Source organism: Paenibacillus sp. NAIST15-1 (genome assembly GCF_001894745.1).
Taxonomy (GTDB): Bacteria; Bacillota; Bacilli; order Paenibacillales; family Paenibacillaceae; genus Paenibacillus_B; species Paenibacillus_B suaedae.
This window is the reverse complement of record NZ_BBYF01000003.1, coordinates 621,359-638,479: the sequence shown is the minus strand read 5'-3', so window position 1 is coordinate 638,479 and position 17,121 is coordinate 621,359. Positions and strand designations below refer to the sequence as shown.

General features: G+C 48.5%; 18 protein-coding genes and 1 other RNA gene. 17 read left to right on the top strand and 2 right to left on the bottom strand.

Annotation, left to right across the window (positions count from 1 at the left end):
• Position 1 precedes the first annotated feature (1 nt).
• The 6 genes from rpoD to PBN151_RS31210 all read left to right on the top strand — a co-directional run bounded on the left by rpoD (position 2) and on the right by PBN151_RS31210 (position 4,636).
• Positions 2–1,132: an RNA polymerase sigma factor RpoD gene (gene rpoD, locus PBN151_RS10615; RefSeq protein WP_021256791.1), complete on the top strand. Its 1,131-nt coding sequence runs from the start codon at positions 2–4 to the stop codon at positions 1,130–1,132.
• 94 nt (positions 1,133–1,226) lie between these two features.
• Positions 1,227–2,138: a hypothetical protein gene (locus tag PBN151_RS10610; RefSeq protein WP_072728892.1), complete on the top strand. Its 912-nt coding sequence runs from the start codon at positions 1,227–1,229 to the stop codon at positions 2,136–2,138.
• The gene (locus tag PBN151_RS10605; protein ID WP_072728891.1) at positions 2,086–2,853 is read left to right on the top strand and encodes a tRNA (adenine(22)-N(1))-methyltransferase; all 768 of its coding nucleotides are present in this window, start codon (positions 2,086–2,088) and stop codon (positions 2,851–2,853) included. Before PBN151_RS10610 ends, PBN151_RS10605 begins: the two co-directional genes overlap by 53 nt.
• Complete coding sequence (locus tag PBN151_RS10600; protein WP_065290497.1) at positions 2,829–3,944, top strand: Nif3-like dinuclear metal center hexameric protein; 1,116 nt, start codon at positions 2,829–2,831, stop codon at positions 3,942–3,944. Before PBN151_RS10605 ends, PBN151_RS10600 begins: the two co-directional genes overlap by 25 nt.
• A gap of 54 nt (positions 3,945–3,998) precedes the next feature.
• Positions 3,999–4,396: RNase P RNA component class A (rnpB, locus tag PBN151_RS10595), an RNA gene on the top strand.
• 54 nt (positions 4,397–4,450) lie between these two features.
• The gene (locus PBN151_RS31210; RefSeq protein ID WP_175560679.1) at positions 4,451–4,636 is read left to right on the top strand and encodes a hypothetical protein; all 186 of its coding nucleotides are present in this window, start codon (positions 4,451–4,453) and stop codon (positions 4,634–4,636) included.
• Here PBN151_RS31210 and PBN151_RS10590 read toward each other — a convergent pair.
• A complete protein-coding gene (locus PBN151_RS10590; RefSeq protein WP_072728890.1) occupies positions 4,599–6,554 on the bottom strand; it encodes a S8 family peptidase in 1,956 nt (651 codons plus the stop codon). The genes PBN151_RS31210 and PBN151_RS10590 overlap by 38 nt on opposite strands.
• Positions 6,555–6,811: 257 nt before the next feature.
• Between PBN151_RS10590 and PBN151_RS10585 the strand changes: the two genes are divergently transcribed.
• The 11 genes from PBN151_RS10585 (at position 6,812) to PBN151_RS10535 (ending at position 16,155) form a co-directional block, all read left to right on the top strand.
• Entirely contained in the window at positions 6,812–7,312 is a 501-nt protein-coding gene (locus tag PBN151_RS10585) for a DUF3907 family protein (protein ID WP_072728889.1), read from the top strand.
• A gap of 128 nt (positions 7,313–7,440) precedes the next feature.
• Complete coding sequence (locus PBN151_RS10580) at positions 7,441–7,659, top strand: DUF1540 domain-containing protein (protein ID WP_072728888.1); 219 nt, start codon at positions 7,441–7,443, stop codon at positions 7,657–7,659.
• Positions 7,660–7,688: 29 nt separating this feature from the next.
• Positions 7,689–8,045: a hypothetical protein gene (locus tag PBN151_RS10575; protein WP_072728887.1), complete on the top strand. Its 357-nt coding sequence runs from the start codon at positions 7,689–7,691 to the stop codon at positions 8,043–8,045.
• A gap of 239 nt (positions 8,046–8,284) precedes the next feature.
• A complete protein-coding gene (locus tag PBN151_RS10570; RefSeq protein ID WP_072728886.1) occupies positions 8,285–9,451 on the top strand; it encodes a cysteine desulfurase family protein in 1,167 nt (388 codons plus the stop codon).
• A 49-nt stretch (positions 9,452–9,500) separates the two neighbouring features.
• On the top strand, positions 9,501–10,814 hold the full coding sequence (thiI, locus tag PBN151_RS10565) for a tRNA uracil 4-sulfurtransferase ThiI (RefSeq protein ID WP_072728885.1): 1,314 nt from the start codon (positions 9,501–9,503) through the stop codon (positions 10,812–10,814).
• 95 nt (positions 10,815–10,909) lie between these two features.
• A complete protein-coding gene (locus tag PBN151_RS10560) occupies positions 10,910–11,569 on the top strand; it encodes a TerC family protein (protein ID WP_072728884.1) in 660 nt (219 codons plus the stop codon).
• 254 nt (positions 11,570–11,823) lie between these two features.
• Positions 11,824–12,312 carry a glutamate synthase gene (locus tag PBN151_RS10555; RefSeq protein ID WP_072728883.1) on the top strand — a complete coding sequence of 163 codons (489 nt, stop codon included), beginning with the start codon at positions 11,824–11,826 and terminating at the stop codon, positions 12,310–12,312.
• A gap of 173 nt (positions 12,313–12,485) precedes the next feature.
• Complete coding sequence (typA, locus tag PBN151_RS10550; protein WP_065290521.1) at positions 12,486–14,333, top strand: translational GTPase TypA; 1,848 nt, start codon at positions 12,486–12,488, stop codon at positions 14,331–14,333.
• 40 nt (positions 14,334–14,373) lie between these two features.
• Positions 14,374–14,658 carry a YlaH-like family protein gene (locus tag PBN151_RS10545; protein ID WP_021256778.1) on the top strand — a complete coding sequence of 95 codons (285 nt, stop codon included), beginning with the start codon at positions 14,374–14,376 and terminating at the stop codon, positions 14,656–14,658.
• A 60-nt stretch (positions 14,659–14,718) separates the two neighbouring features.
• The gene (locus PBN151_RS10540) at positions 14,719–14,997 is read left to right on the top strand and encodes a hypothetical protein (RefSeq protein WP_028531282.1); all 279 of its coding nucleotides are present in this window, start codon (positions 14,719–14,721) and stop codon (positions 14,995–14,997) included.
• 12 nt (positions 14,998–15,009) lie between these two features.
• Positions 15,010–16,155: an LCP family protein gene (locus PBN151_RS10535; RefSeq protein WP_072728882.1), complete on the top strand. Its 1,146-nt coding sequence runs from the start codon at positions 15,010–15,012 to the stop codon at positions 16,153–16,155.
• A 318-nt stretch (positions 16,156–16,473) separates the two neighbouring features.
• On the opposite strand, the gene PBN151_RS10530 is transcribed toward PBN151_RS10535, so the two are convergent.
• Positions 16,474–17,007 carry a YhcN/YlaJ family sporulation lipoprotein gene (locus PBN151_RS10530; protein ID WP_065290505.1) on the bottom strand — a complete coding sequence of 178 codons (534 nt, stop codon included), beginning with the start codon at positions 17,005–17,007 and terminating at the stop codon, positions 16,474–16,476.
• Positions 17,008–17,121 lie beyond the last annotated feature (114 nt).

Genomic DNA, 17,121 nt, shown 5'->3' with positions numbered 1-17,121 from the left:
AATGGCGAATGATCAACATACTGGACTAGATGCCGAAGCAGCGTTGGAACATGTGAAGGATCAATTGATTGAGCTCGGTAAAAAGCGCGGCTCGCTCAGCTATAAAGATATTACTGAAAAGTTATCGACGTTCGATCAAGACCCTGAGCAGATGGATGAGTTTTATGAACAGCTATCTGATTTGGGCATTGAAGTGGTAAATGAAACGGAAGATGGAATGGGCAATCGCAATAATGGTGATCGGGAGAATGGGGATAACGAAGATTTCCATTTCGATGATGACTTATCGCTGCCACCGGGAATTAAGATTAATGACCCGGTTCGGATGTACTTAAAAGAGATCGGCCGTGTTCCGCTCTTGTCAGCAGAAGAAGAGATCGAACTTGCGAAGCGAATTGAGCAGGAGGACGAAGAAGCGAAGAAACGCTTGACGGAAGCGAACTTGCGCCTCGTAGTAAGCATTGCGAAGCGTTATGTTGGACGTGGAATGCTGTTCCTCGATTTGATTCAAGAAGGAAATATGGGACTGATTAAGGCTGTTGAGAAATTCGACTACAGCAAAGGATACAAGTTCAGTACGTATGCAACATGGTGGATTCGCCAAGCGATTACAAGAGCGATTGCCGACCAAGCGCGTACAATCCGTATCCCTGTTCATATGGTAGAAACGATTAATAAGCTTGTCCGTGTATCCCGTCAATTGCTTCAAGAACTTGGGCGCGAACCAACTCCAGAAGAAATTGCAGCAGAGATGGAGCTTAGTGTTGAGAAAGTACGCGAGATCATGAAGATTGCTCAGGAACCGGTATCGCTTGAGACACCAATTGGTGAAGAAGACGATTCTCACTTGGGAGACTTCATTGAGGATCAAGAAGCATTGGCACCTGCTGATGCGGCAGCATATGAGCTGTTGAAGGAGCAGTTGGAGGATGTCCTTGACACATTGACAGAACGTGAAGAAAATGTGCTTCGTTTGCGCTTTGGTCTCGATGACGGCCGTACTCGCACCTTGGAAGAGGTAGGCAAGGTATTCGGTGTCACACGCGAACGGATTCGCCAAATTGAAGCGAAAGCACTTCGTAAATTGCGTCATCCGAGCCGCAGCAAGCGACTTAAAGATTTTCTTGAATAGTGGCTAACGACGAGACCTTCTTGCGCGCAGTATGCGTGGGGAAGGTCTTTTGTCGCCATGTAAGGTATTCCCACACAGGAGCGTGACAAGCCTCATGGATCAGAAGCAGCGCCAATGGATGTCGCAGGAAATTGCACGTTGGAGACATAATCGATTATTGCCGGAACGCTATTGCGAATTCCTTGCTCAATTGTACCAACTGCCAGAATCAACAGAAGCAGCTGAGCCGTCTGTGGTATCTAACAGACGCTTCGCGGAATGGCTGGCCGATCTTCCTGCCGCCAAATGGCTGGCGTTATTTATCATTTCTGGTTTGTTCTGTACTGCTGGATTTCATTTTACCGCTTTTGACATTCCAATGCAAATTGGGGCTGTCGCCTTATTTGCCCTTATTAACTATGGGCTTGCCGTCTTCAATTCAAAGTATGCGGTAAAGAAAAGTAAAGTGCAAATCGCGGTATTTATAAGTCTCGGCAACGCTGTAAGCATGCTTGGCGCGCTTGCCATTCTCATGCTGCATCAATGGCTTTCCTGGTATGGCGTGGCGCTGTGGCTGATTGGAGCAGGGCTCTTATGGATCATAACAGGATTGCTACTGCGGCGCGGCGGAATGCAGGGTTTCGGTTGGCTCCTGCTGGCGATCGCCTATGCGGTAATTCTCTATTCAATGGGGGGAGAACTTACGCTCATTGAGACGCAGTGGTTGTGGCTTCCAGAGAGCTTATTATTCATCTGGATGGCTTGGGTGATGCACAGTGTTCTTCCTTCAGCTTCAGCAGGGCTGCTGATAGCTTCCCTGATTGCTTGGCATATGCCTGAGGCCGCTTGGCTTGGCAGAATCATCACACTGAAGCTTAATACTGGTGGCGAGGTTCTGCTATTTATGCTAATGAAGCTTTTTATTACGTTTTACATGGGATATTACTTTAGACAACAGTGGGTGAAATGGATTCGTGAACATCAAACTGTCCAAACGACTACAATGGATTGCGGATTGGGTGCCTGAAGGCAGCAAACTTGCAGATATCGGTTCTGACCATGCGCTGCTGCCATCTTATTTGGCGAAGCAAGGCATTATTTCTTATGGCGTCGCAGGTGAAGTGAATCAAGGTCCGTATGAAGCAGCTAGACGCCAAGTGCTCGGATCTCGCTTGGAGAATATTGTACAGGTCCGGCTTGGTGATGGGCTTGCCGTATTGGAGCCTAATGAGGTGGACTGCATTTCTATCGCTGGAATGGGGGGGAGCCTCATTGTCAGTATATTATCAGCTCAACCTGAGAAGCTTGAGGGGGTCAAGCGACTCATCCTCCAGCCGAATGTGGGCGAGGATATCGTTCGTCGCTGGCTTCGCAAGGAAGGCTGGGCACTGCTTAAGGAGCATATTTTAGAGGAAGACGGCAAAATTTATGAGGTTCTGCTTGCAGAGCGCCAGTTCGAATCAGCAGAGACACATAACGCTCGTCTGTACGAGTCTCGGCCTTTATTATGTGGGAAGATGCTGTCAGAGGAGTGGCTGCTGCAATTCGGCCCACTGCTGTCGCAAGCTCCTACAGATGTATTCTTTGAGAAATGGAAGCGTGAAGTAGCGAAGCGGGAGCGTGTACTGCGTACAATGGAACAGGCCGAGAGTGAAGAGGCGAAGCAGCGTCGAGAAGTATTCGTTCAGAACAAAGCGGAACTGGAGGCGATTATTGAATGTTTGCGAAAGGGTCAACAATAATTCAGTGGATGGAGCAGCTGGCGCCTAAGTCATTGGCTGTACCAGATGATCGAATTGGGCTTCAACTAGGTTCGCTAAATAAGGAAGTAGCGAAAGTACTCGTTGCACTCGATGTGAATGAAGAGGTCGTGGAGGAAGCTATCGCTCAGCAAGCGAACCTCATTATCGCTCACCATGCAATCATTTTCCGACCTTTGAAGCATTTACAGACAGATACCCCTGCCGGCCGATTATATGAGAAGCTCATCAAGCATGACATCTCGGTATACATCTCACACACGAATTACGATGTGGCAGTAGGGGGCATGAATGATTTGATGGCGGAACGCCTCCAGCTTACGAATGTCCGTGTCCTCGAAACGCTGCAGCAGGAGCAGATGCACAAGCTGGTTGTATTTGTACCGCAGACGCATGCAGATGAAGTCCGTGCTGCAATATTGGATGCCGGGGCTGGGCACATCGGGAACTACAGCCATTGCAGCTTCAATAGTGAAGGCTTCGGCACGTTCAAGCCTGGCGACGGCACGAATCCGCATATCGGACAAGCGGGCAAGCTGGAGAATGTACCAGAAGTACGAATTGAGACAATTATTCCGAAGTCGGTTCGAAGCCGTGTGCTGCAAGCGATGTTTAAGGCGCATCCATACGAGGAAGTCGCTTATGATCTCTACCCTGTAGATATTCAAGGAACAGAGTATGGCTTGGGCCGAGTAGGCAAGCTGACTGAAGCTGTAACTCTTCATCAATTATCAGAGCAGGTGAAGAGCAGCTTCGAGGTATCGAATGTACGTGTGGTCGGCAATCTGGATCGTTCTGTGCGCAAGGTTGCTGTCCTCGGCGGTTCAGGCGCCCGATATATCCATCATGCGATATTCCACGGAGCGGATGTGCTCGTCACGGGAGATGTGGATTACCACACTGCCCACGATGCACTCGCTGCAGGTCTTGCAATAATTGATCCGGGCCATAATGCAGAGAAGATGATGAAGCAGGATGTCGCAGGACGCCTGCAGCAGGTGGCATCTGACAAGGGAGTATCGACACAATTCGTAGCTTCTTCCACAAATACCGAGCCATTTCAGTTTTTGTAAAAGTTGACGGTTGAGTTTCTTGCGCGAAACTTGTATACTAACGAATGTTGACGGAAAGTTTGACAGACAATCGCTGGTGACTTGGTCACGAGAGGAAAGTCCGGGCTCCATAGGGCAGGGTGCTGGATAATGTCCAGTCAGCGCGAGCTGAAGGATAGTGCCACAGAAATGGACCGCCGATGGCTGCTTCGGCAGCACAGGCAAGGGTGGAACCGTGGTGTAAGAGACCACGAGGAGCGTTGGTGACTTCGTTCCTGGTAAACCCCATCTGGAGCAAGACCTAATGAGATGCATGCCCGCAAGGGCAGCCTTAGCCCGAGGTGCGTCTGGGTTGGTCGCTTGAACCGTGCAGCAATGTACGGTCTAGATAGATGATTGTCACTTTGTAGTGGAAGGGTAGCTCCCGTAATACCACGATCAGTACAGAACCCGGCTTACGGCAAACTTTCCGGAGCTACAACACTTATTGTTCGAAGGATGCATTGTGTACGGAGTGTATAATGCAGATGTCTAACAAGAACGAGTCAACTCAGCTGCTGCATTTGGTTGCACAGCCTCAATACAAGATTATAAGAACCCCCGCACACAAGCTGTGCGGGGGTTTTTGGTTGGAGGACATCAGCTACAATGTCCCATCCCATGGCCATAAGTCGTTTACGGCTGGGAAGCGGGGATTATTGAAGATGGCGTAGATGGACGCTTCACATATTGAGCAATCGTGCGCTTGATTTCGCGTGCAATATTTTGCGGAAGCAGCGACAATGATGTTGTTCCTTGCTCTGCAAGGCTTAGGGCCTGTGCGACATCAATTTCACCATAGCCATAATACATATCTTTACCCGGTGTTCCTAAGTCGACTACACTCTGCCGCATAATATCGTACACCTCCGTATTCTTTAACGAAGGATTCACGGAGCGAATAAGTGCAGCCAATGCGGATACATGCGGGCAAGCCATTGAAGTGCCTGACAATGCCGCATATTGATTGTTCGGATACGTGCTTGCAATCGACGTGCCGGGCGCCACAACATCTACGTAGTTGCCGTAGTTGGAGAAGGAAGCGCGCTTCTGATTCGCATCCGTAGCGGATACGGCAAATACTTCTGGATAAGCAGCAGGGTATCCAGGACGCCGGGTATTGTCATTGCCCGTTGCAGCGATCAGCACGACATCGCGATCATAGGCATACTTGACTGCATCATGCAGAAATGCGCCATCGACATAGTTGCCTAAGCTCATGTTGATGACCTTGGCTCCATTGTCAGTCGCCCAAATAATTCCTTCCGCAACAGAGTACGATGTACCTGATCCGTTATTGTCAAGCGCTTTGACTGGAAGAATCGGATTGTACCATGTAATCCCGGCAATGCCTTCACCATTATTGACAGTAGCGCCAATAATGCCGGCTACATGAGTACCATGTCCGACTTCATCTTTTGGAGGCTGGTTTTTATCAAAGACGTTATAACCCTTCAGCAGCTTGCCTTGCAAATCACGATGATTGGAATCGACGCCGGTATCGACAACCGCCACAATGACATCTTTGGCCCCTTTGCTCGTCATCCATCCTCGGTTCGTATGGATATTCGGCAAATTCCATTGATAAGCCTTGTACAACGCATCATTTGGTTCCTCAGCAGCATCCCCTTGTGTCGGTTCATTCAATGTCTTGGGGCGAGCTTGAGAAGAAGGAGTCGATGGAACTGGTGAGGGCTTCTCATTTGTCATATATAGAAAATGAGGCTCACTGTATATCGGATTGAATTGTTTGAAATAAGAAGTTAATTGCTTAACACTCATCTTATGAGAACGAAACACATACGTGTAACCGAGCTTGCGCGGGTGTGCGCACCCAGTATCCCGCATCATACGCTGCAATTGAATGGTGTCGGGGTCAGAACGGAAGCGCACGACGATTTCATTCTCATAATAATGGCTTGTGCCGGCGTTATCTTCTCCGTCTTGAACCTTTACATCCCGCATCGAGTTGGAATCGACAGACTTGACACGGTACTTGGATTCAGGCGGGTAAGGTACAAGTCGAAGATTTTTTTGCTGATGCTTGCGTACGGTCTGGATGACATCTTGATTCACGATTGCGACAATCCCCTGCTGCGATTGGGGAGAGGCAATGCCAATGACCATATGGCTTTTCCCATTCACTAACACTTCAGGAGAGGAATATGACTGCTGCTTCGTTACGTTCATGGTAGCAGTCCGAACATAACTCTCGAGCTGCTTGTTGGCGTCCCAGCGCTCATCCTTCGGTACATTTCCTTTCTCCCAAGCGGTTGAACCACCTTCGACCCATTTCATGTACACGAAGTGGGGATGGGATTTCATAAATTGCTGAACGGTATCCTGCTTCTGGGCATGAGTCTTGGCTCCCCAATTGGCAAGCGCATCTTCCAGATCACGTCTGGAATCAATGGCGAACATCCGGCTTGTGCGTGTAACGTCCTGATGCAAGATTTGTTTTTTCATGCTCTCTTCGTGTGCGGCTGTCGTCATGCCCCTTGGCTCGGGATGGCGATCTGGAGCCCATAATAGCGGGATCGTAAGTACGGCTGCACAGAGAGCAACTATTCCAACCACATATCGTCGCTGCATACAACTTCCTCCTCTAGCGTTCCTTCCTAATTGTCCTGCCTTTTGATATCAAGCGCCTCTCGGCTGCAGATATCGTATCGTGAACAGACCTGTTTATAGGTTGAGAATTGGTACACGAATTTATTCGGGACGCGGCGGAAAATGATACCCATCATGATCGGATTGTGGTAGGATGAAGGGGAAATGAAAATGATTCCAAATCGGATGCCCGAAGAGTTGAAATTCCAAATGGACGAATGGGGTAAGGGGGAGCTTTCATGCCAGCATCCAATGTGAAGCAGCAATGCGAAGTTTCGAAGGACAAACTTAAGGAAGCGATTGATAAGCTTGAGCAATTTTTAAATGAGTATTCGCTAACTGCTCTTGTTCAAGGGAATGAGGAAGACGAGACTGTTAGTTTCTATAAAGGATTCCTGACGGATATTCGGCATTTGCTCGTATTCACGGAGCAGAGCTATGAACGGCTGGGTGTTGCGTTAAGAAGAGCAACCTTTGATACGGCATTTGGCGAGCACTGCTTGTACGAAGTGTATCATCATTGTGTGAATGCCTTCTTCTACCCGAAGAACGAGTGTTATTCAGAGGATGGTCGATACGCGTATACGGGTCAAGACGCAATTCGTTTCCGGAAGAAGCCTGTTCGAGCAGCGAGGGATATTGTTCTGTCGGTTGTGAAGCTGTTCGAAGATCTCCGCGATGAGCTTGCCTATTATGAGAGTGACTATTTAACGCAGCGTCGTATGCAAGGCTCGAAATAAGGAATTCCAAATATATCAATTACGAAGACGTTCCGTTTATGCCACGGAGCGTCTTTTTCGTTAGATCATGGCAGGAAGAGAGCAGGATATGACATCACGGACTAGGACATGCTGATAACACGGAGGTGATGGATGTGAGTGAAAAACCTGTAGTTCGCTGCAGCGTATCCAACTGTAAATTTTGGGGGGATTTTCGCTGTCAAGCTTCTGAAATTATGATTGATATTGATGCACATGCTAATGTAAAGGCCAATTCAGAGTTTGCGGACGAAACGTTCCGAGGCGACCATAAGGATACAGCCTCTAAGTCCTCTTCAACATGCTGTCAGACGTTTGTGCCCAAATGATCTTGAACGGAAGCTAGGAGTGAGGTGTGATGTCAGGTCACAAAGCACGCAATTCACGCCGTTTTAAGCGGCACCGGGTTAGAAGTCATACCGCGAGAAATCCAGAACAGCAGCAGGATATAGAATTTGGGCAAGAAGCGGGAACTTTCTCAGACACGCTTCGCATTGCAACACAGCATTCGAAGCTCAATCATTGGTCGGGTATTGGCATGCTGGCCGTTATTTTCTCGATTATCGCCTTCTTTCTATTTCCAATTCCGATGGGGATTGGGGCCGCCGCGTTAGGTGTTCTTGCCTACTTGCAGGGAAGTCGTTCATCTGGAATCTTTGCGACCGTTGCTGGGTTATTAGCCGTCCTTGTCCAATTCATAACGATGTCATCATAAGTGAGCATTCAAGCTTGAACCGGTAAGTTGCCCCGGATCAGGCTTTTTCTATATGGGGAGCAAGGGAGCATTAGCTGCATGAAGGATCGATAAGAACATGGGATTAGGGATGGTGCTTTTATGTTGAAACGTGTAAAATAAGTAACATCTTATTTCGTACATGAGATCAACAACGGTGAGGAGCCGATTGCGCCTCGATCCGATTTTGATCTTTTTTGTTGTCATGAGGAGGGAATGTGGTGAGCGCAACTCAGTTGTATTTCGATCATTGTGCATCGACTCCCCCCCATCCGGATGTTATTCGGACGGTTGCGGAGGTGATGGGGCAGGTGTATGCCAACCCTTCATCGATTCATGGTGCTGGGGGGCAAGCAGAGCAGCTTATTCGACGCTCGCGCGAGGTTGTAGCTCGTGCCCTGGAAGTGGAGCCCGAAGATATACTGTTCACATCAGGGGCGACAGAGAGCAATAACATTGCTATATTCGGTATTGCGAAGGCCTATCAAGCTGCAGGCAAGCCAATCCATATGATCGTATCTGAAGTTGAACATGCATCCGTATATAAATGTGTTCAGCAGCTAGAGCAGGAGGGGATTGAAGTTACCTACCTTCCTGTGGATGAGAACGGCCGAGTCCGTCCTGACGAAGTGGAGGCTGCAATTCGGCCTCATACAATACTCGTTAGTATCATGCACGTCAACAATGAAATGGGTGCTATACAGCCTATTGGAGAAATTGGAGATATGCTGCGCCGCTACCCAAAAGTAACGTTCCATGTGGATGGGGTGCAGGGCCTAGGCAAGGTTCCCGTTCGTCTTGCTGAATGGGGTGTAGACCTATATAGTCTCTCGGGACATAAGATTCAAGGGCCACGTGGGGCTGGCGTCCTCGTTAAGCGGAAGCAAGTCGCATTGAAGCCGCTAATGTATGGAGGTTCTCAAGAGGGGGAGCTTCGTCCTGGTACAGAGAATGTCCCCTGCATTGTAGGGCTTGCTAAGGCGGTCAGACTAGCGGTCGAAGGGCAGTCTGAACGCTATGACAAGCTTGTTCGCCTGCGTCAATTCGTACTTGAACATTTGTCACAGATGAAGCCGCTTGTTGTGAACAGTCCTGCTGTTCCATATGGCGCTCCACATATCATCAATGTATCATACCCTGGAATGAAATCAGAGGTTGTGGTTCACGCCCTCGAACAGCGTGGCATTATTGTCTCAACACAATCCGCGTGTTCATCGAAGCTCCATAAGCCCAGCCGTGTGCTGCTGGCGATGACGCATGACTCTCAAGTTGCTGCAAGCGGAATCCGCATCAGTCTGGATGCGAACTGCTCTGAGGATGAGTTGAAGCGGCTTGTACAGAGTTTCAAGCAAATGACAGAACAATTGCAATCTCTTGTGCAGCGATAATATAGGTATTGGAATCGATAGCAAGCGAAAGGCAGGGAAAGAGAAAATTATGGAATACGATATGATTCTTCTTCGTTATGGGGAAATCACAATTAAAGGCAAGAACCGCAGCAAGTTTGAAAAGGCAGCTTACCAGCATGTCAATGCAATGCTTAGTCCTTTTCCTAATGCTAAAGTCATTAAAGAATACGGTCGACTCTATGTTGAGCTGAATGGTGAGCCATTAGACGAAATGATTCAAGTGCTCAAGCATGTGTTCGGTGTGGTGTCCATTAGTCCAGTTAAGCGAACTCCTTCTGAGCTAGAGCCGATTATTGAAACGGCCGTCCAATTAATCCGTGAGATGAATCCTGCGGATGGGACAACCTTTAAAGTTTCTGCGAAGCGTGCTTGGAAGGGATTCCCGCATGGCAGCCAGGAGATGAATTACCTTGTTAGTGCGCCTGTGCTGCGCGAGTTTGAGGGGCTTAAGGTCGATGTGCGCAAGCCTGAAATTGATTTGCGCGTTGAGGTTAGAGAAGAATGGACCTATGTGTATAGCGAAGTTGTACAAGGTGCGGGAGGCTTCCCATTGGCATCCAACGGCCGCGGCGTGCTGCTTCTATCTGGGGGGATTGACAGTCCAGTTGCCGGCTATGAAGCATTGCGCAAAGGGCTGCAACTGGATGCGATTCATTTCCACAGCTATCCGTTCACAAGTGAACGGGCGCAGCGGAAGGTGCTCGATCTTGCTCAAGTGCTTGCGAACTATGCAGGACGGATGCGTGTGCATATGGTTCCCTTTACAGATATCCAGACTCGCCTTCATCAGAGTGGACATGATAACTTGCTTATTACGTTGATGCGCCGTGCCATGCTGCGTATTGCCACACAAATTGCAGAGCAGCGCAATGCGCTGGCAATCGTAACGGGAGACAGCTTGGGTCAAGTTGCGAGCCAGACGCTTGGCAGCATGAATGTCATCGGCCGTGCGACAGATCTGCCATTGCTTCGTCCGCTTGTTACGGTGGACAAGGATAAGATCATTCGTGAAGCAGAGTATATCGGAACTTACGACTTGTCCATTCTTCCCTATGAAGATTGCTGTACTCTATTCATTCCGAAATCGCCGGCGACGAATCCGAATTTGAATATCGTTGAGCATGCGGAACGTTCTATCCCCGAGCTGGATGATCTCATTAAAGCTGCTGTGGAAAACACGGAAGCGATCCTGCTGAAGGCGGGCGGCTCGCCTGATGATGCAATCGTGTTGTCGGGTAAAGACAAAGACAAGGTAGCGAATGCGAATGAGCCTGCTCAGGTTATACAGATAGCAGATGAGTCTGCTGGGCCGGCAGCGCCAGCAACTGGAGATTGGTTCTAAACAATTGGATTGACTTGTTCTGCGCATTGGCTAGCGAATAGCGGAATAGCTCGGCCTCCTCTGTCATAGACCTAACTACAGGGGAGGGACGGGCTGTGGAATCGATATGGTTGTTAGTGGAGATTATGCTGATTAACTTGGTGCTTAGTGGAGACAATGCAGTCGTAATTGCCATGACGAGCAGACGCTTGCCTAAGCAACAACAGCAGCAAGCCATCTGGTGGGGTGCCGCAGGCGCGGTTGTACTTCGTATTGTGCTGACTGTAGCGGCATTATGGTTAATCAACATTCCGCTCCTGAAGGCAGCGGGAGGGGTTATGTTGTTCGTTATCGCGGTTCAACTGATTGCTGAACAGGAGCCTGCAGATACCCGGGATAACGAGGCCCACTCCTTATGGGGGGCAATTCGAATTATTCTATTAGCCGATGTGGTCATGAGTCTCGACAATGTGCTGGCGATTGCAGCGGTAGCCAAGGGAAATCTGGCATTTGTTGCAATCGGCATAGCGCTAAGTATTCCCATTATCGTGTGGGGAAGCGGGTTCATCAGCATATGGCTTCAGAAAATGCCGCTGCTTCTGTATGCGGGTGCAGGGATACTTGGCTATACCGCGGGCGAGATGATTGCGTCTGATGAACGATTGGCGGTATGGCTGCCTGCCATGTGGAGCAAGCTTCATTACGGATTCCCGTGGATCGCTCTTGCGCTCGTCGTGCTGCTCGGATTTTGGTTTCGGCGCCAGGTACGTTATTAGCTCTTTTTGATCTTCTGCAATAGATAATCGGAACAGATGCTTTGTACCTGCCGAAGTACGCTGATGGCAGGTTTTTCTATTATGAATAGAGGGCGGTTATGGAAGTCTCAGGAGGGTTTGGTAAGGGTATTGTGTTTTTTTCAAGGAGCAGGTAGTAATTTTACGAACTTTCATATACACTAGAAAAAGTAAAAAACGACGCGAATTGCGTCACATCGTGTCCGAATCAGAAATCTGGACATGGAGGTTGACCTATGCCTAGAAACCAACAAGTGATTGGCATTGCTATATTGGCTGCAGGCTTATTCATTTTGCTTGGGAAAATGGGAGTGTTTGCTTTCATCGGCGGTACGATGTGGCCGCTCCTCATGTTCCTTATCGGTATTGCCTTGTATGTATTTGCACGAATGGCAATCCTGCCGCCTGTAATGATGGTTCCAGCAGGTATGCTGACGATGTATGGCGTCCTGTTCATGCTAAGCCACTGGATCAATTGGAGACTGTTCGGGTATTTATGGCCACTGCTTCTCATTGGGATTGGCGTGGGCCTGTATGGATACTACGCATACGATCCATACCATTCGAGAGGCGCATGGCAAGGCGCGCTGTTGTTCGGTGGGGTCGGTGTATCCATGCTGATCTTGATGCTCGTATTTGCAATTGGCACGTATATGATTGCCGTTGCACTCATACTTGCCGGAGCAGGGCTTGCATTTGGCGGACTCAGAAATCGATTCCGTTAATGGAAGCACTAGCTGGCGAACATGTAAGCGTAAAGTTCTGAAGTGTCCGTGCTAACATGCTTCAGAATGACCTATCGTAGGAATAGATGCCGCCCTCTATGGCGGCTTTATTCGTGGTTAGCTTGATTTGGATTTTTGGTATGATTCCACACCCAGAAAGGAAAGATTTTACGATGCAAGACAGAAGCTTACTTCGCAATATCGCAATTATCGCACACGTTGACCACGGGAAAACGACGTTGGTAGACAAACTGCTTCAACAATCCGGTACATTCCGTGAGCATGAAGCTATTCAAGAACGCGCAATGGACTCCAATGACTTGGAGCGTGAACGCGGAATTACGATCCTGGCTAAAAATACAGCCATCACGTACAAAGATAATCTGATTAACATTGTAGATACACCAGGCCACGCTGACTTCGGCGGCGAGGTAGAACGCATAATGAAAATGGTTGACGGCGTATTGCTCGTCGTGGATGCATTTGAAGGCTGCATGCCGCAAACGAAGTTCGTACTTCGCAAAGCGCTTGAGAGCCAATTGACGCCAATTGTTGTTGTAAACAAAATTGACCGTCCAAATGCTCGTCCAGAAGAGGTCATCGACGAAGTACTTGAGCTGTTCATCGAGCTTGATGCGAATGATGAGCAATTGGACTTCCCAGTTGTATATGCATCTGCGCTTAACGGTACATCGAGCATGGAATCCGATCCTGCGAAACAGGAAGAGAACATGCAGGCGTTGTATGAGACGATCATCTCCCACATCCCTGCACCAACTGAAAATCCAGAAGAGCCATTGCAATTCCTCGTTACTTTGCTCGATTACAACGAGTACATGGGACGTATTGCGATTGGTCGTGTGAACCGTGGTACGATCCGTCAAGGTCAATCTGTAGCGGTTATTAACCGTGAAGGGAAGACGAAGCAGGCACGCATCGAGAAGCTGTTCGGTTTCCAAGGGTTGAAGCGTGTTGAGCAAGAAGAAGCTGGAGCGGGCGATATCATTGCCATTGCCGGCATTAAGGATATTAACATTGGTGAGACGATTGCAGATCCGGCGAATCCAGAAGCACTTCCGGTTCTTCATATTGATGAGCCTACTCTGCAAATGACGTTCCTCGTGAACAACAGCCCATTTGCAGGGCGTGAAGGGAAATGGGTTACATCACGTAAGTTGCGCGAGCGCTTGATGAAAGAATTGGAAACAGACGTCAGCCTTCGTGTTGAAGAAACAGAGAGCCCAGATGCATTTATTGTATCAGGTCGTGGCGAATTGCATTTGAGTATTTTGATTGAGAACATGCGCCGTGAAGGATACGAGCTGCAAGTTTCGAAACCAGAAGTTATCATCAAAGTTGTGGATGGTAAGAAGACGGAGCCGATTGAGCGCTTGCTTATCGACATTCCAGAAGAAGCTACAGGTCCGGTAATGGAAAGCTTGGGAACGAGAAAAGCAGAAATGGTCAACATGATTAACCATGGCAATGGCCAAGTGCGTTTGGAGTTCTTGATCCCTGCACGTGGTCTTATCGGATACAGCACGTACTTCTTGACGCTGACACGCGGATACGGCATCATGAACCACGCGTTTGACAGCTATGGCCCATATGCTGGCGGTCAAGTTGGCGGACGTCACCAAGGCGTTCTCGTATCGACAGAAACAGGAAATTCAACACTGTACGGCATTATGTCCGTTGAAGATCGCGGTACGTTGTTCGTAAACCCAGGTACTGAAATTTATGAAGGTATGATCGTTGGTGAGCACAACCGCGACAACGATATCGTCGTAAATATTTGTAAAGAGAAGGCGTTGACGAACGTTCGCTCCGCAACCAAAGACGATACTGTAAAGATGAAAACTCCTGTTCTATTCTCTTTGGAACAAGCTTTAGAGTATTTGAATGATGATGAATATTGCGAGATTACACCGTCTTCTGTACGGTTGCGCAAAAAAATACTGAACAAAAGCGAGCGTGAACGCGCAGAAAAGACGCGCAAAGTATCCGAATCCCATGTATAATGGGATTTGGACAACTTTGGCAAAGGAGTGAGCGTTTACGATGCAGGAATGGTTGGCTTCCCATCCCTTTGTAAGTTATGCGCTTATTTATCTGTTAATCGTGTATGTGTTCAATAAAGTCTTCCGTGTGCAGAAACTCCCGATATTGAAGGAGGTACTGATCTATTTGCTGATGGGATTGGGCGCGTTTGTTCTGCTCATCTTTCAAATAGACAAGCTGCCAATCATTCAATGTTTGTTTGTCGCGGTCGCTTTAATGTTCATGGTACGCATTCGCTATTTTATGGAAGCTCGCCGCAAGAAGGCGACAGATTCAAAGAACTAATGGATTGTGCGTCATCGTTATCACCATCACCGACACGCAAAGGGGAGAGAAGGCCGGATGATGAAGCTGCAAGTTGCACTATTCAATTGGCTGCAAATTCATATTGTGTCTGAGCAGCGCCCGGATGATGGGGCAGCGAAGGAGACGGTACAATTTTTTGAGACAATCTTGAAGGAGGATCATCAACTGACCTCCTTCGAGGCTTGCTTGGATGGATCGGATGAGCGATATGTCATTACGTATTGGCGGGAAGAAGAAATGAGCACAGAAGTATTCGACCGCGAAGATGCAGAGCGATTATGGCAGGACATCGAAGCGAATCCGAAATACAATGAGTAAGTGAGGTAAGATATGAATTCATCGACACCATTGCCACCTAGAACGAAGCAGAAACGGCGGAAGTCGCCTGAGAGGAAGCCCTCCGAAGGGAAGTCTTCCACGAAGAAGCGAGGGATGCCGAAATGGTTGAAGGTGACCCTTATCACCGCGCTTATCGCAGCTGTTGTCGTTATATTCATTGTCGGATATTTTGCTTGGTATGCGAACAACAAGTTGAACGATATTTCTACAGTTGCTAAACAGGGCGGCGGCAGTTCAACGGTGCAAGATACGCTTTCACCGAACAAGGAGCCTTTTTCCTTCATCTTGCTCGGTATCGACTATCGGCCAGAGCTGCCTGGACGTCGTACTGATGTTGTCATGGTCGGCGCAATGCATCCGGAAACACAGGAAGCGGTGCTTGTTTCTTTGCCGCGTGATACGTATTTCGAACTGCCCGGCTATCATCCGGATAAGCTAAATCATTATTATCCGAAGTTCTTCACACTTAAGGAGCAAGGCAAGTTGGACAGCGCTACTCCAGAAGATGAGATGAAACTGATGCTTGGCAAGTATATGGGCATGCCGATCGACTATGCCGCAGTGATTAACTTCCAAGGCTTCTCTGATGTCGTGGATGCAGTCGGCGGCGTCAACGTGAACGTGGATCAGAATATGTGCTATAACGATAATGCGGATGGAACTCATATCAAACTGAAGACAGGCCAGCAAACGCTCGATGGCAAGAACGCCCTTGACTTCGTTCGCTACCGCAAATCGAACTGCCGTCCGATGACGAAGGGCACGACAGATATGGACCGCAACGTCCGCCAGAATGCAGTGCTGAAGGAAATCGTCGGCAACATGCAATCGCTTGGCGGTCTAACAAAGGTAACAGGCGTTATTGATGCGATGGCTGATAACTTTAAAATTGATATGACACCGGACCAAATTCGCAGTTCCATTTCTACGTACTTGGGAATTAATCGCGATAACATCCACTACATCTCTGTAGATGGGAATTGGGTTAGCCCGTACATCTATCCGGACACGGTGAAGTTGGAAGAGGGCAAGCAGGCGATTAAGGATGTACTTGCCGGCAAATCATTGAAATCAACCTTATCCGGAGAAGGCGGAGCGGACTCGCAGCATGCGAATACAACCCAACCTGGCTCCTAATGGATAAGGGTATGCAATTTTTGAAGCATCATTAATATAATAGAGTAAAGCTGCAATTATGATGTGGAGGAGGTCTGAGTGATGTCCGAAGCTTTGATGATGGGTAATCCCTTATTGCAACATAAGATGTCCCAAGGGTCTCATCTGTTATCCGATCAAACAGGCATCGGGACGGACTATATTGCCCATCTGCAGCTGTTATGCTGGATCATGAATATGACGATGTCTTCATGCGAAAAGCCTAGTGGAACCCCACTAGGCTTTTCGTGCGTCAATATGCTTGTCCGGTCTTCACGCGGCCGTGCGGCAATCATGCAGCTACATCTGTTTTTTCAGTTTAGGCTGGTCTGTATTGCGGGATGGATCAATATGTTGGACGTCGCTTGGCATCTGCGGCACGATGCGGCCCATAATATCTGCAAGTTCTTCTGTAAAGCCAGAAATAGGGTGGCCTTGCCGAATATCAACCGCCATCTCATGAAGACGCTGATTCAAATCGATATCTGCGGTAACAAGTGCATGGGCGCCATATTTGTCTTTGCTGAGAACCTCTGCAACGGAATATTTGACAGTTCCGACTCGAGAGCGTTCTAGGCTCGCATCGACGTCAATCCCGACAATTGCGGTATTGCCGAATACGACACAGTTAACGTTGCGAACCCCCGGCACCTTCCTAGCCAGCGCAGTTAAGTGTTCGCGAACGGCTTCCCGATCGTGAATGACCGGTTTTCCATTATTCGTCGATCTCGCCTTAACTTGATTGGAGGAGTTATTCGTAGCAGCGTGCTTATTCGCGTTGCCGCATCCGGCGATGAGTCCGATGACAAGCATGGCAATTAGCAACATACGCATGAATTCATCGTTCCTTTCTTTGTTCGTTGGTCAAATAAGTAGTGCGGCATGTGTACTGACTATAGTGTGAGCGGTGCCTGCATTTTTTATGTAACACCGAGCGCGGCTGTCCGC

Excerpts from the sequence above, each read along its gene's own strand:
- PBN151_RS10610 (WP_072728892.1), top strand. The coding sequence starts at position 1,227 with ATGGATCAGAAGCAGCGCCAATGGATGTCGCAGGAAATTGCACGTTGG.
- rpoD (WP_021256791.1), top strand. The coding sequence starts at position 2 with ATGGCGAATGATCAACATACTGGACTAGATGCCGAAGCAGCGTTGGAA.
- PBN151_RS10585 (WP_072728889.1), top strand. The coding sequence starts at position 6,812 with ATGCCAGCATCCAATGTGAAGCAGCAATGCGAAGTTTCGAAGGACAAA.
- PBN151_RS10530 (WP_065290505.1), bottom strand. The coding sequence starts at position 17,007 with ATGCGTATGTTGCTAATTGCCATGCTTGTCATCGGACTCATCGCCGGA.
- PBN151_RS10555 (WP_072728883.1), top strand. The coding sequence starts at position 11,824 with ATGCCTAGAAACCAACAAGTGATTGGCATTGCTATATTGGCTGCAGGC.
- typA (WP_065290521.1), top strand. The coding sequence starts at position 12,486 with ATGCAAGACAGAAGCTTACTTCGCAATATCGCAATTATCGCACACGTT.
- PBN151_RS31210 (WP_175560679.1), top strand. The coding sequence starts at position 4,451 with ATGTCTAACAAGAACGAGTCAACTCAGCTGCTGCATTTGGTTGCACAG.
- PBN151_RS10575 (WP_072728887.1), top strand. The coding sequence starts at position 7,689 with ATGTCAGGTCACAAAGCACGCAATTCACGCCGTTTTAAGCGGCACCGG.
- PBN151_RS10545 (WP_021256778.1), top strand. The coding sequence starts at position 14,374 with ATGCAGGAATGGTTGGCTTCCCATCCCTTTGTAAGTTATGCGCTTATT.
- PBN151_RS10600 (WP_065290497.1), top strand. The coding sequence starts at position 2,829 with ATGTTTGCGAAAGGGTCAACAATAATTCAGTGGATGGAGCAGCTGGCG.
- PBN151_RS10590 (WP_072728890.1), bottom strand. The coding sequence starts at position 6,554 with ATGCAGCGACGATATGTGGTTGGAATAGTTGCTCTCTGTGCAGCCGTA.
- PBN151_RS10580 (WP_072728888.1), top strand. The coding sequence starts at position 7,441 with ATGGATGTGAGTGAAAAACCTGTAGTTCGCTGCAGCGTATCCAACTGT.
- PBN151_RS10540 (WP_028531282.1), top strand. The coding sequence starts at position 14,719 with ATGAAGCTGCAAGTTGCACTATTCAATTGGCTGCAAATTCATATTGTG.
- PBN151_RS10535 (WP_072728882.1), top strand. The coding sequence starts at position 15,010 with ATGAATTCATCGACACCATTGCCACCTAGAACGAAGCAGAAACGGCGG.
- thiI (WP_072728885.1), top strand. The coding sequence starts at position 9,501 with ATGGAATACGATATGATTCTTCTTCGTTATGGGGAAATCACAATTAAA.